Genomic DNA, 14,633 nt, shown 5'->3' with positions numbered 1-14,633 from the left:
CTTATTCGCTTTCACCGAAGCGGTTATTGATTAATTCTGTCAAGGCGTGTATCGCTTCATCAGCTTGATCCCCAACAGTCTCGAGCGTTACCGTGCTTCCAATCCCAGCAGCTAACATCATGACGCCCATAATGCTCTTAGCGTTAATTTGACGCCCATTGCGTGACAACAGTATTTCACATGGAAATTGAGCAGCCAATTGAGAAAGCTTGGCAGAGGCCCGGGCATGTAAGCCTAGTTTGTTGATGATCTCAATTTCAGCGACTGGCATTACGTGTAGCACTCCTTAATTATTGTTCTGCAACTTTTGTACCTAGGCGCAAGATGCCGTGCTGTCCTCCAGCAAGCGCCTTCTCAGCCAATTCTTCTAAATTTTCTTCACGGTGATTGATGCAACGCATGAGCATTGGTAGGTTTAAGCCGGCAAGTACAACCACAGGTGTATTTAATCCTGACAAGGGGCCAAGGGCTTCTAGTTTTGATGCTACATTTGCTGGCGTTGCGCCCATAACATCCGTCAGAATCAAAACACCATTGCCCCTATTCACTCCATAGGCGGCTTTTAAAAGCCGATCAAAACTCACCTTAGTATCCTCATAAGGCGGAATATCAACTGCTCTGACTCGTTCTGGCAATACCCCAAAGGCATGCTCAGCAAATCCCAGCATTGCACTGGCAACAGGTGTATGAGCAACAATTACGATTCCAGTCATGTTATGACAATGCCTTCTCAAGCGCTTTTAAGAAAAACTGTGAAACATCAAACCCACTTTGCTCAGTAATTTCAACAAAACAAGTGGGACTGGTAACATTAATTTCTGTAAGGTGACCACCGATTAAGTCTAGTCCAACCAAGAATAAACCACGCTGATTCAGGATAGGCGCGAGTCTTTCTGCAATCCTTTTTTCAGCATCAGTCAATGGCATTGCCACACCTTTGCCTCCAGCAGCTAAATTGCCGCGGATCTCATTACCCTGAGGAATGCGCGCCAAACTGAAGGGCACCACCTCTCCACCAATCAGCAAAACTCTTTTATCGCCTTGGGCTATTTCTGGTAAAAAGCGCTGCACCATAAGGGTTCTAGAGCCATTCTCGCCAAGCGTCTCAACAATGCTGGCTAGATTTAAGCCATCTGATCCAACCCGGAAAATGCCCATCCCGCCCATGCCATCTAAAGGCTTGATAACGATATCGCGATGCGTTTGATGAAACTCCTCCACTGCGCTTAATTCACGAGTGACTAATGTAGGTGGAATGAGCTCTGGAAATTCAGTAATGGAAAGTTTTTCTGAATGATCGCGGATGGCTGTAGGATCATTCAATACTTTTGCACCCTGACGGACTGCAGCAGATAATAACCAAGTTGTATTGAGATACTCAATATCAAATGGTGGATCGGTGCGCATCAATACTGCAGAAAATGACTTTAGGGTGCGAGACTCCAGGGCGCCCAGCTCAAACCAAGAGCCAGAGCTTGGTTTAACTGCCAGAGTTTGACAGTCTGCAACAACGAGATCATCTTTCCACAAAACATTACGACTCTGACAAAACCATAAATGATGTCCTGCTTGCTGAGCCACGCGCATCATCGCTAAAGTGGAATCTTTTTTCACTTTAAAAGATTCAAGGGGGTCGGCAATAAACAGTAAGTCCATATTCTTTTAGATTAATTAAGCCGCTTCAGCATCAGGATCAGTACGCTCGAGTTCTAATGAAGCCGCCAGCAGTGCTAAGCGCGCAACTACCCCATACAAATAGAAGCGATTGGGGGCTGCACTACCTGGCTTGGCACTCATATCTGGCATTGAATTTTGCTCAAAAGCGAGGGGTACAAAATGCATGCCAGGTGCGTTCAGGTTTTCATCATGACCACGATCAGTGTGAACGCGATAGAAGCCGCCAATAACGTAGCGATCAATCATGTATACGACTGGCTCTGCTACTGCTTCATTGACCTTCTCAAAGGTATACACACCCTCTTGAATCAATACATCGCTTACCGCCAAACCTTCTTTAACCACACTCATCTTATTGCGGTCTTTACGGTTTAAATCCTTAAGCTGGGAAGGATCATTGACCACCATAATGCCCATGCCATAGGTGCCAGCATCTGCCTTTACAACAACATATGGCTTGTCTTTAATGCCGTATTCACGATATTTTTTAGCTGTCTTTTTCAGGATTTGTTCTACTGCTGTCTGAAGCTCTTCCTCGCCTTTACGCTCATGGAAATTTACATTAGAGCAACTTGTAAAGTAAGGATTAATCATCCAAGGATCGATATCCACCACCTTAGCGAACTTCTTAGCCACCTCTTCATAAGCAGCAAAGTGATTAGACTTGCGACGCACATGCCAACCAGCATGCAAACCAGGTAATAGATATTGCTCATGCAGGTTTTCTAAAATCGGTGGAATGCCAGCAGATAAATCGTTATTTAACAGAATGGAGCATGGATCAAAATCTTTCAAGCCCAAGCGTTGCTTTTTTAAACCCAAGCGAGAAAGAGGCTCCATCAATAGACGATTACCATCTGGCAACTCAATCCAAGTTGGCTTTTTAATCTCTTCTGAAAAAGTACCCAAGCGAACATTCAGACCAGCTTGCCGCAAGATAGATGACAAACGTGCAATATTTTGTAAATAGAAAGTGTTGCGGGTGTGGCGTTCTGGAACTAATAATAAATTTTTAGCTTCTGGACAAATCTTCTCAATTGCAGCCATTGCGGCCTGAACAGCCAAAGGTAACATTTGTGGGGAAAGATTATTAAACCCACCTGGAAATAGATTGGTATCAACCGGAGCTAGCTTAAAGCCTGAGTTACGTAAATCAACTGAGCAATAGAACGGCGGGGTATGCTCTTGCCATTCGAGCCTGAACCAACGCTCAATGGTTGGGGTCGCTTCTAGAACCTTGGACTCTAATTCGAGTAAAGGGCCGCTTAAGGCAGTAATGAGATGTGGAACCATCCCACCATTGTAAGATTATTAAAAGAAAGACGCGGGATCCTTGGATCCCGCGCTTAAAAACCAGGCAGCGAATGAATGCCGCCCAGTGAGGGGTAAATCTACAGATTAAGACTCGTAAGCAGCCTCACCATGTGAGCTAATATCCAAGCCTTCGCGCTCTTCCTCTTCCTTGACGCGTAAACCAATCACCATATCGATCAATTTGAATGCAATGTAAGAGACCACGCCAGACCAGATCAGGGTAGTAATCACACCTTGAGCCTGAATCCACAACTGGCTAGCAATTGAGTAATCAGGAGCAACAGCATTTGCTACGTAGTCCCAAATACCAGAACCACCCAATGCTGGATCAGCGAATACACCGGTCAACAAAGCACCAGAAATACCGCCCACGCCGTGCACACCGAATACATCTAAGCTGTCATCAGAGCCCAAGAGTTTCTTGAGACCTGTAACACCCCAGAGGCAAGCTACGCCAGCAAATAGACCGATTGCGATCGAACCCATTGGGCCAGCAAAACCAGCGGCAGGAGTAATAGCAACCAAACCGGCTACGCAACCAGAAGCAGCGCCCAACATAGAAGGCTTACCTTTCAGAATCCACTCAGCAACAGACCAGCTCAATACAGCAGCAGCAGTTGCTAAATAAGTATTCACGAAAGCCAATGCTGCGCTACCGTTTGCTTCGAGTGCTGAACCAGCGTTGAAACCAAACCAACCAAACCACAAAAGAGCGGCACCGGCCATTACATAAACTAAGTTATGTGGCTTCATTGCTTCCTTACCGTAACCAACACGCTTGCCGATAACGTAGGAACCTACCAAGCCAGCAATAGCAGCATTGATGTGAACAACGGTACCACCAGCAAAGTCGAGCACACCTTTTTGCCATAACCAACCAGCACGAGCTGTAATAGCCTCGAGTGATGCAACATCTTTGATGTCATCAGGACCAGGCCAGAACCAAACCATGTGCGCGATTGGCAAGTAGCTAAAGGTGAACCAAAGGACCATGAATACCAAGATTGCAGAGAACTTAGCGCGCTCAGCAAAGGAACCAATGATCAAGCAGCAAGTAATGGTTGCAAACACTGCTTGGAAAGCCATGAATACAAATTCAGGAATCACAACACCTTTACTAAAGGTAGCCGCTACTGAATCTGGTGTCATACCACCCAAGAACAAGCGATCAAGTCCGCCAATAAATGGACTACCTTCCGTGAATGCAAAGCTATAGCCGTAGATTGCCCAGAGCACAGTAATCAAGGAGAAGACCATGAAACACTGCATGCAGATTGACAGAATATTTTTGCTACGTGTTAAACCACCGTAGAACAAAGCCAAGCCAGGAAGTGTCATTAACAGCACTAATGCTGTACATACCATCATCCAAACGGTATCGGCTTTATTGCACTTTTCAGAGCAAAGAACGGGCGCAGGTTCTGCAGCAGCTGGAGTTGCGGCTGGAGCAGTGACTGCTGGCTTTTTAACTTCATCAGCATACGCTGGCGAAGTCACAATCACACCAGTAACGCCAATGGCCAAGGCCATAGCACCACCAGCAACGAGTCGTTTCATCCAAGTTAACATTTTGAACCTCTCTTTAAAGTGCTGACGCGCCGGTTTCACCGGTGCGAATACGAATGACGTGCTCAACTGAAGAGACAAAAATCTTGCCATCACCAATCTTGCCTGTACGTGCAGATTTTTCAATTGCTTCAATCGCACGCTCCAAAATGCCATCTTCAACAGCAGCTTCGATTTTTACCTTCGGCAAAAAGTCGACTACATACTCAGCACCACGATATAACTCGGTGTGACCTTTTTGACGGCCAAAGCCTTTAACTTCAGTGACGGTAATGCCCGAAACTCCCACTTCCGAGAGAGCTTCGCGCACTTCGTCAAGCTTGAAGGGCTTGATGATTGCGGTAATTAATTTCATGTGTTTCTCCGTTCAGAGGTGGAAATTAGAAAGTTTTAGTCAAAGAAACTACAGCATTGCCACGGCCTTGATTGCCATTAAGCGGTGTAGCGTAGATGTAAGTAGTATTTACTTTTCCAGCTGTTGTACCGGTGTAAGCGACAGAACCAGATAAGCCACCACCAAAGTCCTTAGTTACACCCAACTTCCAGTCGGCATAGCTCATGTTGTATGTGCCAGCAGGGCTAACAAAGGACGAATTAGTATTGGCATATTGCTGTGACTGATTAATACTGTTCGGAACATATTGATAGCCAGCATGTGCATTTAAAGTGATGCCGTTCCAACCAGTGTCGTAGTTCGCAGTTAAATCTGGATACATAGAGCCAGCACTGTTATAGATGCCAAATAAGTTTGTCAAGGAATAAGACAGCTTTAAAAAGCCAGTAACTGGGCCAGCAGTAAAGTTTTGTGCAGCGTAGACCTCAGTTGTATTTGGGCTAAAACCTAAAAATTGACGTTGAGATACTGCGCCAGCCTGGTTGAGTCCGCCTGCATTTGTAGCAGCAGAGGTCCAGCTTGGTAAGCCAGAGGTTGGATAGTAGTACTGCAAAACGCCAAAGTCAGATGCAAAACCTTCGCCGATTAGTTCCTTTTTAAAGCCTGCGTAAAAGTCCATCTCAACAGGCGCTGTTACAGAGCCGACAGATCCATTACCAGATTTCATATTTTGGTAGCCATTCCCACCATAGCTGTCACTAAGCCATGAAATGGATGAGTTCCAGTTACCTACATAGAAACCACTTTCATGCGCATAGTCAAAGCCGCCCTGAATGGCTGGTTTGTTATTCGATTGTGTCAAGCCACGATAAATGTAGTTGCTGGTAACGGTGACGTTAGCAGCAATAGGACTAGTTGCTGATGTGTCCTCTGGATTTGTTGGGGTATCAGCTGCAAAGGCAGATGCACTGGCTAAACCAGTCAATAATGCAACTGCTGCCGCAGAGATTGCCTTCTTACGTAATGTTTTCATGTGTTACTCCTTACTGGTTGTAATAAAAAAGGGTTGAATGCTTAATGCATGGAGTGATCATGAAGGTCGACCTCTTTTGCGTTAGAGAGCCATTCCCCTTATTAAGGCATTTGCACTTTTTTAGTGCCCCATATTGCACCATCCATGTGAATTTTGGCCCTTTTAGGCCCTTTTTAGCCTTTTTGCCTATTTTTGGCTGCCCAACATAAAATATGAATATGTATCTTTTATGCAACTTTTCATAGAACTGCGAAACCCTATCATGCAAAAACCCGGTGAAATCCTCGAACAAATTCAACGAATTGCTAGCGATATGCAAAACAAGGTCGGTGACGCCATTCGGAATTCACCAGCACAAGAGATTGAAAAGAATGTGCGTGCGATGATGAACCAAGGTTTTCAGAAAATGGATTTGGTTACTCGTGAAGAGTTTGAGTTGCAAACTAAAGTTCTCGCCAAGACGAGAGAAAAATTAGAGGCGCTGGAAGCAAAAGTTACAGCGTTAGAAAAAAGTACTACTTAATATTTTTCTAATCCCTAACCTTCAGTAATGGCTGTGCCGGGGAAAAATTTCGGCGCAAATAAAAACCAAATGTACCCAAGTATCTGCAAGGCTAAATAAATTCCTAAGGCTAAATCAAACGCACTTGCGGGTGACCAACCAGCCTCAATACCAATATCTAGCAGATATCCAATTCCCCATTGCACTAAAAAAGCACCAATAAAAAGTGCCAAGTTATAAGTAGTGCTGACGCGCCCAGAAAACGCTTTTGGAAAGTTAGTGACAATTAAACTTTGCGCAAGAACAAAAGAAGCACAGGTTATTGCGAATAAAAACCACCAGACTAAAACCCAAGAGTTACGTAGATAAAAAGCACAAGCCTGAAATATTAATGCGGCTGCAACCATCCAACTTAAGTAACGTAAAGTAGTAATGCCACGTTTAGCTAACTTTGGTAGTAAGGCGGTATTAAGAACATACGTAAGTAATAGAACTCCGTTAAACCAAAATATGATTTGAGCAGCACTACTGGATGAATACTCCATCACACTCGTGAGCCATGGCCCCAGCCAGAGAGTTTGAATCGCAATAAACCCACCATAACAAAATGCACCGATCGGAAACATTCTCCAAAAAAAAGCATTTGTCAGAATGGGTCTGTAGCTAGCCCATGAAAGACTAACAGTGCTACTTTGTGCTTCATTATTAGTGGCACTGGATTTAGGAGTCTTAGCCTTTACTGGCAAACCAAAATACAAAGTAATAATAGCTAAGCCAGTAAATACCGCCATCACCATAAAAACACCGCGCCAGCCTAAATAAGGCAATACAGCGTGTGCTGGCCAAGAAGTAACTAAAGCGCCTGAGGTCCCAAAAATCAGCATGCCTGAAGCTAACTGAGCCTGTCTATCCGATGGAAACCAATAACGAAAGCCAGAAAATGATGCCATCAAGCAAGCTGAAACACCCACTCCAATCAGAACTCTACCAATCACTAGACTAGTAAAACCATCAGCCAAAGAAAAAATTAAGGCCCCCGCGATTGCAAACATCATTAACGCCATCTCAGTCAGTCGTGGACCAAAGCGATCCAAACCTAAACCGACTGGAATCTGCGTAACCCCAAAACCAAAAAAGTACGCTGCCGATAAAAATCCGAGCTGTGCATTACTCAGATCTAAATCACTGATTAAATCAGGCGCAATGACAGCATTAATCGACCGAAATGCATATGAAATAAAATATGCGCAAGCAAAACTTAGAAAAACTCTTATAGCTGCTCTATTCTTGAGTGGCAACTCAATGGCAATGTGAGGGTTAGAGTGCCAGTGTGATGACATTGTTAGTTCGGATGAAATTCATCAAAGAAATTGGCACGATCTTCTGCAAGGAAAAAGGTTCTAATATCGGATTGTGCTGGCCCTGTATGCAAAATAGATACTTGATAAAGCCAAATACCGCCTTTCGCAGTTGGGTTTGTGATCCAGCGCACACGCATAGCCTGCTGCGCAGTATTAGTCGACTTAAATTCTAAAAAATAATCTTTTGTTGTTATACGTTGATGATTGGCTGTTTGATAAACGCCATCTGAGCTGAGTACTGTTGACTGATCTACACCTGCACTCCGAAAAAGATTATCTTTTAATTGTTCTGATAATGTTGCCAGCAAATCAGCCTGTTGCTTACTTAAATAAATAGAGCTAATAGAATAAATATCTTCGTCAATTTTTGCTGCCTCAAGTGTTTGCAGTAACTCTTGAGCTTGATAAGAAACTTTTCGCTCAATCTTATCTGGCTTAGCAGGAAATAAGGCGATATATCCCTCTTGGGGAGATTGCACTGTACGCCAATCTAACTTTGGGCTACAGGCCATGAGAAGAATTGTCACTACTATTAATACAACAGCTTTGATGCCGCCTTTAAACAATGCCTGCCCCGTGAGCTTGTTGGTCAGCATGATAGCTAGAGCGCACCATTGCACCGACTGCTGCATGAGAGAAGCCCATTGCATAGGCTTCCTTTTCAAACATCTTGAAAACGTCAGGGTGAACATAACGGCGGACCGGGAGGTGGTGACCTGATGGCGCCAGGTACTGACCAATAGTGAGCATGTCGATATTGTGCTCACGCATATCGCGCATGACCTCTAGAATTTCTTCATCTGTTTCGCCCAGGCCAACCATCAAACCACTCTTGGTCGGAATATGGGGAAAGCGCTCTTTGAAGTCTTTCAATAACTTTAGGGAGTGCAGATAGTCAGCGCCTGGTCTTGCTTCTTTGTAGAGACGTGGCACAGTTTCTAGATTATGGTTCATCACATCTGGCAAACCATTGTGGGCATACTCTGAAAAAATATCCAAGGCCTTATCTAAGCGACCACGGAAGTCTGGAACTAGGACTTCAATCCGCGTGGAAGGAGAGAGGTCACGCGATTGAGAAATACAATCGACGAAATGCATTGCGCCACCATCACGTAAATCATCTCGATCTACGCTGGTAATCACCACATAATTTAATTTCAGTGCCGCAATGGTGCGGGCCAGGTTAGCTGGCTCTTTTTGATCAAGTGGATCTGGTCTACCATGGCCAACATCGCAGAAAGGGCAACGACGGGTGCACTTATCTCCCATGATCATGAAGGTAGCAGTGCCTTTACCAAAGCACTCACCAATATTGGGGCAACTTGCTTCCTCACAAACAGTGACGAGCTCATTCTCGCGGAGGATCTTTTTAATCTCATTAAAGCGAGAATTGCCAGAAGCGGCCTTTACCCGAATCCACTCTGGTTTTTTGAGGACTTGCTCTAGAGGAATAATCTTGATCGGAATACGCGCAGTCTTCTCACTCGACTTTTGCTTACGTGATGCGTCGTAATTGAGGTCTTGACGTAGCTCTACAGTAGTCTTGGTATCGGTCTTATTGGTGGTCATGATGGCATCAGTTGCTTTTGTAAATGCTCTAAAAGCCTTTGGCTAATAGTGTCTACATTGTCCTTGATCCCAAGAGTTTGCATATCAACTGTCTTTAAGCCCTCATAGCCACAAGGGTGGATGCGACTAAAAGCCTCAAGATCTGTTGCCACATTGAGTGCTAGACCATGATAGGAGCAGCTTTTAGAGACTTTGAGGCCCAAGGCAGCCACCTTGGCTCCAACCCACTCTACTGGCACCCCAGGCTGGTCTAAAACATAAATCCCAGGAGCTCCTGGATGTCTTTCTGCCTGAATCCCAAAATCTGCCAAGGTGTTAATCACTGCCTGCTCAATACGAGAGACCAATTCTTTTACAAAGATTCCTAAACGTTTAAGGTCAAGTAAGAGATAGACAACAATCTGACCGGGCCCGTGATACGTAATCTCGCCGCCTCGATCAACTTGCACTAGTGGAATTTGCCCACTAGGTGAATGTAAATTGCTCGCATCACCCGCAAGTCCTAAAGTAAACACGGGGGGATGCTCTACAACCCAAATCTCATCAGGTGTTGCACTATTACGCTCTTTAGTAAACAATCGCATCGCCTCATAAGTAGAGACGTAATCTGCTAAACCGAGATGTTTTACTAAAGCAGGCATAAAAATGAATTACAAAACAATGCTAACTAGCGGATGCGTCGACAAAGTTCTATATAGCTCATCTAACTGTTCACGACTGGTAGCTGTAATAGGCAAAGTGATGCCCAAGTAATTACCATCCTTAGAGGGTCGCTGCTCAACTTTAGTCTCATCAAAGGTGGGGTCAAATTGTTTAGCAATATGAATGATCGCTGGTAGATATTCTGGGTTGGCCTTGCCCATCACCTTAATTGGAAATTGGGAAGGGTATTCAATGAGTGATTTTTCTTCGGCCATAGTTTTCTTCAATTTCTCTTATTGTTTACGATGGTCTGGCATGCCTAGCCAGGCGCCTGTAATGATGTTGCGAATGCAATGCAATCTGCGGTGAAAGAAGTGATCTGCGCCAGGAACTACTTGCACAGTGAGCTCTTGCGGACGAGCCCAATCAAAAACATTAGTCAAGGGAATGGTTTCATCTAGCTCACCATGGATCAGAATAGTATCTGCAGGCACGGGGGCTAATGTCCATTTACCAGCTGCACTGCCCACCATCACCAAACGTTCAGCAGGACGGCCTAGATCAGCAAGTCTTTGGACCAAGTGACTACCAACAAAGCTACCGAATGAAAATCCGGAAACTACCAGCGGCAAAGTATTTGAACTTGCAACCCAAGTTTGGTTGGTAGTAGCCTCAAATTGTGTCCAACTTGAAGGGGTGCACATCCAATCAGTGACGTGTAATAAATCTTCTAACTCACCCACACCTTCATCATGCACACCAGCAGTACCACCTACACCCCGAAAATTAGGACGCACGCTGACATAACCTAATTGATTGAAAGCGCGCGCCATGGTCTGTGCCACTTTGTTATCCATCGTGCCGCCCATCAGTGGATGAGGGTGAGCAACTAATGCCAAACCACGAATACTAAAGGAGGGATCACTTTTTAATTCATCTGGTAAATCGATGGACATTTCCATCGCACCAACAATACCTTCAATATGGATTACTTTTGTACGGCTATTCATGGGAAAACTTTCAACTGAACTATGACAACTCTAGGCGCTTTACTGGGCGCCCAGCAATTAAATGAGATTGGATAATTTCTTCAACATCATCCTGATCGATTAAGGTATACCAAATACCTTCTGGATAGACCACCATCACAGGGCCATCAGCACAGCGATCCAAGCATCCCGCTTTATTCACGCGGATCTTTCCAGGCCCGGAGAGTCCAAGTTCTTTGACTCTACTTTTTGCATACTCAAACAATGCAAATGCATTATGGCGATCGCAGCAATCTTCGCCATTACTGCGTTGGTTCAAACAAAAAAACAGGTGGTGTGAAAAGCTCATAAGAAAATTATATTCGTCAGTGTTTTAGTTTCAGTGCTGCCGCGTTACGGATCATCCAAACTAAGGCAATGGGTAACCATACCACTGATACCCATTGCATTAGCTCATTAAAGTGCAATAAGCGCCCTTGATGCCAATGCCGCAGGTTCATGATGAAATATGGATTATCGGGCAATACATTAATAGCAATAGTGGCAGTGAACAAACAAAATAACGCCATGCAAAGTCTTCTTTTTTGATTTAGGCGTAAAGCCCAACTTAATAAACCGCTTGCTAATACCATTCCCCACAGAGCACCAGCTGTTAGCCATATGAGGCTAAATTCTCCGCCAAACTGAAGAGCAGTAAAAAAAGTTTTCATCACCACGGTTAAACAAAGTAAGCCATTTAGAATGCGCCACTGGGGAGCATTAGTGCGTAGGCCTGACGAAAGCAATAAAGCAACGCCAAGCCAACAGAGCGCTGTAATCAGAGTTTCTTGCGCTATCTGATTAATGACCAAAGTTCCCCAATCAATCGAACCAAAAATAGCATGACCCCAAACCCCCGTACCTAGCCATGAACTTTGGGGATAAATTTGTGACCAGGGAAATAATAAGAAGAGCGCACATGCAGCCCAGTTAAGACCAAACCATTGATCAAAACGACGACGAATTACACTACCTGACAACCATTGCGGTCCAAGGGGAATAGCCAATAAGCCGCCCAATAAACCCCCCAATATATTTGCCCACCAATCCATCTGGCTAGGGATGCGGGTTGGAACCCAGGACTGCAGGGTTTCCACACTCAATGCCAGTAGAGCACTAAGGACTAAGGCAATACTTAATGCCACAAAGTTACGCCAACGGGGATAGGCAGCAAAAACCAGCAGAAATCCAAAAGGGATGTATGCCAAGATATTGATGGAAACATCGAATAGAGTGATAAAACGGGGTAGCGGCGCCTGTACCCAAGCCCAAGCGTCAATGCCGTTGCGGAAATCAAAATCAAAAGGATTAAGGCTCACATAGACAATCAATAGCGCATAACTTAGGCTCATTGCCCTAGCCAACGGCATGGCCTGTAGAGGCCATACAAGCTTATAGGGGCGCTGGTCTTTTTGATCCATCCCACAATTCTAGGTCAGACCTTTCTACAATGGCGAAATGACTGCTAATTGCATCCTTGAACGCGTTGCGCAAACTAAATCTACCAATGACGATCTTTTGGAGCGCTGGCGGGCTGGAGAGCTGATCGATCCGATAGCTCGCATTGCTCACAAACAAACTGCCGGAAAAGGTAGGGCCGGGCGCACTTGGGTAGCCAAACCAGAAGATTCGATCTGCTTTTCCTTGGCCTTTCCATTTAAGAGAAAGCCAACTGAACTCACCGGTCTGAGTCTTTTAGTTGGATTAGCAGTGATTTCTGGAATTGCACAAGCATGTGATTTGACTGAAGCCGCTCTTTATCAAGCTGGCCTCCGATTGAAATGGCCAAATGATTTACTAATGAACAACGCGAAACTTGGTGGCATCTTAATAGAAGGTGGTCAAGCAAAAGCAAGTGATCTCACGTGGATGATTATTGGTATTGGTATGAACTTACACAATGCTCAGGAAATTGAAAATAGTTTAGGAAACAAATCTGGTTTAAAGGTTAGTGCCCTTGATCAACTTCTTCCATCACAATCTTACCTACCTGATGTCGAATACCTTTGGTTAAAACTCATTGCCTCTCTAGAACATCATCTGAGTGAATTTGATCAGCATGGTTTTGGGATGTGCCAAGAGCAATGGAAAAAATGGGATGCCTATCTAGGCCAGGCGGTATGCATATCTGGCGCAGGTAAGGAGCCTATCTATGGGATTGCTCAGGGCATAGATCAAGCCGGCGCATTACTATTACAACAAGATAATCGAATGATTGCCATACATGCAGGCGATGTTTCCTTAAGAGTACAAACATGAGTCTTTACTTACTATTTGATGTTGGCAATACGCGTCTTAAATGGGCTGCCGTTGAATCAACACAACAGCCATCAGATCGACAAAAAAAAATGTGGGCTTATTCTGGATCCATCAGCAGTAAATCTCTAGCCTCGTCTGAACATAGGGCCGAGCTAGCAGATTACATTGCTAAAACCTTACCCAAACCAGATGCCATTGGGTTTACTTGTGTTGCTGGTAAAGATGCAATTGAAAACCTCCAATCACTATTTCCACAATGGAATGATGTTTCCTGGAAACAGCTCAGGGGTAATAGCCAATACAATGGTGTACGCACTCTCTACCAAGACCCAAGCAAACTTGGTGCGGACCGCTGGGCTGCGGTTATCGGGGCACGCTCCCTATCTAAGGCCAACACACTCATCATTAATGCTGGCACAGCCACAACCATTGATTTACTTGGCGCTAATGGTGTTCACTATGGCGGATGGATATTACCTGGACTTGAGTTGATGCAAAAAAGCCTAGAAGGCAATACTGCTCAATTACCACTAGCAGTGCGTAACGAGACTAGCTATAGTTTTGGCTTATCAACAAATAACGCAATCATTGGTGGTTGCGATGCTGCGCAAATCGGCGCTATTCAATATGCTATTCAATTGGCAAAAGAAATGAATCATCCGGTTGCAAGAGTTTGGATCGATGGTGGCAATGCCAAGATCTTGGCAGCTGAGATGAGTCAATCTCAAACGCAATCTACTTTAGCTGTAGAGGCAACTGAAGTGATTGATGGCTTGGTGCTACGGGGTATTTGGGCTTGGTTACTACATAATCTTTAAGAGCGGATCTTACCTAGCAAGCTAGTGGTAGAACGCTCGTATAGAAATGGAATAGCGATCGCTTTCCCACCCCAAGTCTTTACCAAACGCGTTTCCTCAAGAGTATCAATTTCATAATCACCGCCCTTAACGTAAATATCAGGACGGATTTTCTCAATCAAGCTCACTGGTGTTTGCTCAGCAAATAGTACAGCCATGTCCACACTTTCAAGAGCTGCTAATAAAGCCTGACGATCTGCCTCAGAATTAATTGGCCTATCCTCACCTTTGCCCAGCATCTTGACTGAAGCATCTGAATTCACGCCAACTACTAAGCTTGCTCCTAAGGCGCGGGCCTGAGCCAGATAGCTAGCATGTCCACGATGAAGAATGTCAAACACCCCATTGGTAAAGACCAGAGGTCTTGGAAGCTTTGCAATGCGAGCAGTCAGCTGGTCTAAAGGACAAACCTTGGACTCAAAAGAAGGTGGGGGCAAAGAAGTCATGGCTCAATATTAATGGCTTTGGCTAACTTCGAGCGATATTACCCA

At 44.7% G+C, this 14,633-nt stretch carries 19 protein-coding genes; 3 read left to right on the top strand and 16 right to left on the bottom strand.

Going from position 1 to position 14,633, the window contains the following annotated elements:
* Nucleotide 1 precedes the first annotated feature (1 nt).
* The 7 genes from ICN29_RS07255 to ICN29_RS07225 form a co-directional block, all read right to left on the bottom strand.
* Entirely contained in the window at nucleotides 2-271 is a 270-nt protein-coding gene (locus tag ICN29_RS07255; protein ID WP_216131153.1) for an HPr family phosphocarrier protein, read from the bottom strand.
* A 19-nt stretch (nucleotides 272-290) separates the two neighbouring features.
* Entirely contained in the window at nucleotides 291-713 is a 423-nt protein-coding gene (locus tag ICN29_RS07250) for a PTS sugar transporter subunit IIA (RefSeq protein WP_216131150.1), read from the bottom strand.
* A gap of 1 nt (nucleotide 714) precedes the next feature.
* The gene (gene gshB, locus ICN29_RS07245; protein ID WP_216131147.1) at nucleotides 715-1,656 is read right to left on the bottom strand and encodes a glutathione synthase; all 942 of its coding nucleotides are present in this window, start codon (nucleotides 1,654-1,656) and stop codon (nucleotides 715-717) included.
* A 15-nt stretch (nucleotides 1,657-1,671) separates the two neighbouring features.
* Nucleotides 1,672-2,970: a glutamate--cysteine ligase gene (gshA, locus tag ICN29_RS07240; RefSeq protein ID WP_216131144.1), complete on the bottom strand. Its 1,299-nt coding sequence runs from the start codon at nucleotides 2,968-2,970 to the stop codon at nucleotides 1,672-1,674.
* 105 nt (nucleotides 2,971-3,075) lie between these two features.
* A complete protein-coding gene (locus ICN29_RS07235; RefSeq protein WP_216131141.1) occupies nucleotides 3,076-4,560 on the bottom strand; it encodes an ammonium transporter in 1,485 nt (494 codons plus the stop codon).
* A gap of 13 nt (nucleotides 4,561-4,573) precedes the next feature.
* Nucleotides 4,574-4,912 carry a P-II family nitrogen regulator gene (locus tag ICN29_RS07230; RefSeq protein ID WP_216131138.1) on the bottom strand — a complete coding sequence of 113 codons (339 nt, stop codon included), beginning with the start codon at nucleotides 4,910-4,912 and terminating at the stop codon, nucleotides 4,574-4,576.
* A gap of 25 nt (nucleotides 4,913-4,937) precedes the next feature.
* On the bottom strand, nucleotides 4,938-5,924 hold the full coding sequence (locus tag ICN29_RS07225; RefSeq protein WP_216131135.1) for a TorF family putative porin: 987 nt from the start codon (nucleotides 5,922-5,924) through the stop codon (nucleotides 4,938-4,940).
* A gap of 262 nt (nucleotides 5,925-6,186) precedes the next feature.
* Between ICN29_RS07225 and ICN29_RS07220 the strand changes: the two genes are divergently transcribed.
* Nucleotides 6,187-6,447, top strand: coding sequence for an accessory factor UbiK family protein (locus ICN29_RS07220; protein WP_216131132.1), 261 nt, complete (start codon nucleotides 6,187-6,189; stop codon nucleotides 6,445-6,447).
* A gap of 14 nt (nucleotides 6,448-6,461) precedes the next feature.
* Here the strand turns inward: ICN29_RS07220 and ICN29_RS07215 are convergent, their stop codons facing one another.
* Genes ICN29_RS07215 through ICN29_RS07180 form a run of 8 tightly spaced genes read right to left on the bottom strand, consistent with a single transcriptional unit; the run spans nucleotide 6,462 to nucleotide 12,447 of the window.
* Nucleotides 6,462-7,766, bottom strand: a complete 1,305-nt coding sequence (locus ICN29_RS07215; protein WP_216131129.1) for an MFS transporter — start codon at nucleotides 7,764-7,766, stop codon at nucleotides 6,462-6,464.
* Between the two features lie 2 nt (nucleotides 7,767-7,768).
* On the bottom strand, nucleotides 7,769-8,383 hold the full coding sequence (locus ICN29_RS07210; RefSeq protein WP_216131127.1) for a hypothetical protein: 615 nt from the start codon (nucleotides 8,381-8,383) through the stop codon (nucleotides 7,769-7,771).
* Entirely contained in the window at nucleotides 8,346-9,356 is a 1,011-nt protein-coding gene (gene lipA / locus ICN29_RS07205) for a lipoyl synthase (RefSeq protein WP_216131125.1), read from the bottom strand. Before lipA ends, ICN29_RS07210 begins: the two co-directional genes overlap by 38 nt.
* Nucleotides 9,353-9,997, bottom strand: a complete 645-nt coding sequence (gene lipB, locus ICN29_RS07200) for a lipoyl(octanoyl) transferase LipB (protein WP_216131122.1) — start codon at nucleotides 9,995-9,997, stop codon at nucleotides 9,353-9,355. Before lipB ends, lipA begins: the two co-directional genes overlap by 4 nt.
* Before the next feature lie 9 nt (nucleotides 9,998-10,006).
* Nucleotides 10,007-10,273 (bottom strand): YbeD family protein, encoded by a 267-nt coding sequence (locus ICN29_RS07195; RefSeq protein WP_088525457.1) that lies wholly within the window; start codon nucleotides 10,271-10,273, stop codon nucleotides 10,007-10,009.
* Nucleotides 10,274-10,291: 18 nt separating this feature from the next.
* Nucleotides 10,292-11,008 carry an alpha/beta hydrolase gene (locus tag ICN29_RS07190; RefSeq protein WP_216131120.1) on the bottom strand — a complete coding sequence of 239 codons (717 nt, stop codon included), beginning with the start codon at nucleotides 11,006-11,008 and terminating at the stop codon, nucleotides 10,292-10,294.
* A 19-nt stretch (nucleotides 11,009-11,027) separates the two neighbouring features.
* Nucleotides 11,028-11,336, bottom strand: coding sequence for a (2Fe-2S) ferredoxin domain-containing protein (locus tag ICN29_RS07185; RefSeq protein ID WP_216131118.1), 309 nt, complete (start codon nucleotides 11,334-11,336; stop codon nucleotides 11,028-11,030).
* 16 nt (nucleotides 11,337-11,352) lie between these two features.
* Nucleotides 11,353-12,447, bottom strand: coding sequence for a VanZ family protein (locus tag ICN29_RS07180; protein ID WP_216131116.1), 1,095 nt, complete (start codon nucleotides 12,445-12,447; stop codon nucleotides 11,353-11,355).
* A 37-nt stretch (nucleotides 12,448-12,484) separates the two neighbouring features.
* On the opposite strand from ICN29_RS07180, the gene ICN29_RS07175 reads away from it, so the two are divergent.
* Both ICN29_RS07175 and ICN29_RS07170 read left to right on the top strand, forming a co-directional pair.
* A complete protein-coding gene (locus tag ICN29_RS07175) occupies nucleotides 12,485-13,285 on the top strand; it encodes a biotin--[acetyl-CoA-carboxylase] ligase (RefSeq protein WP_216131113.1) in 801 nt (266 codons plus the stop codon).
* A complete protein-coding gene (locus ICN29_RS07170; protein WP_216131110.1) occupies nucleotides 13,282-14,103 on the top strand; it encodes a type III pantothenate kinase in 822 nt (273 codons plus the stop codon). Before ICN29_RS07175 ends, ICN29_RS07170 begins: the two co-directional genes overlap by 4 nt.
* On the opposite strand, the gene rfaE2 is transcribed toward ICN29_RS07170, so the two are convergent.
* On the bottom strand, nucleotides 14,100-14,588 hold the full coding sequence (rfaE2, locus tag ICN29_RS07165) for a D-glycero-beta-D-manno-heptose 1-phosphate adenylyltransferase (protein ID WP_216131107.1): 489 nt from the start codon (nucleotides 14,586-14,588) through the stop codon (nucleotides 14,100-14,102). The two genes, ICN29_RS07170 and rfaE2, sit on opposite strands and share 4 nt — an antisense overlap.
* Nucleotides 14,589-14,633 lie beyond the last annotated feature (45 nt).

The sequence above is a fragment of the Polynucleobacter nymphae genome (assembly GCF_018882155.1).
Classification (GTDB): Bacteria; Pseudomonadota; Gammaproteobacteria; order Burkholderiales; family Burkholderiaceae; genus Polynucleobacter; species Polynucleobacter nymphae.
The sequence above is the reverse complement of the archived record's forward strand: the minus strand, read 5'-3'. Positions and strand labels throughout refer to the sequence as shown.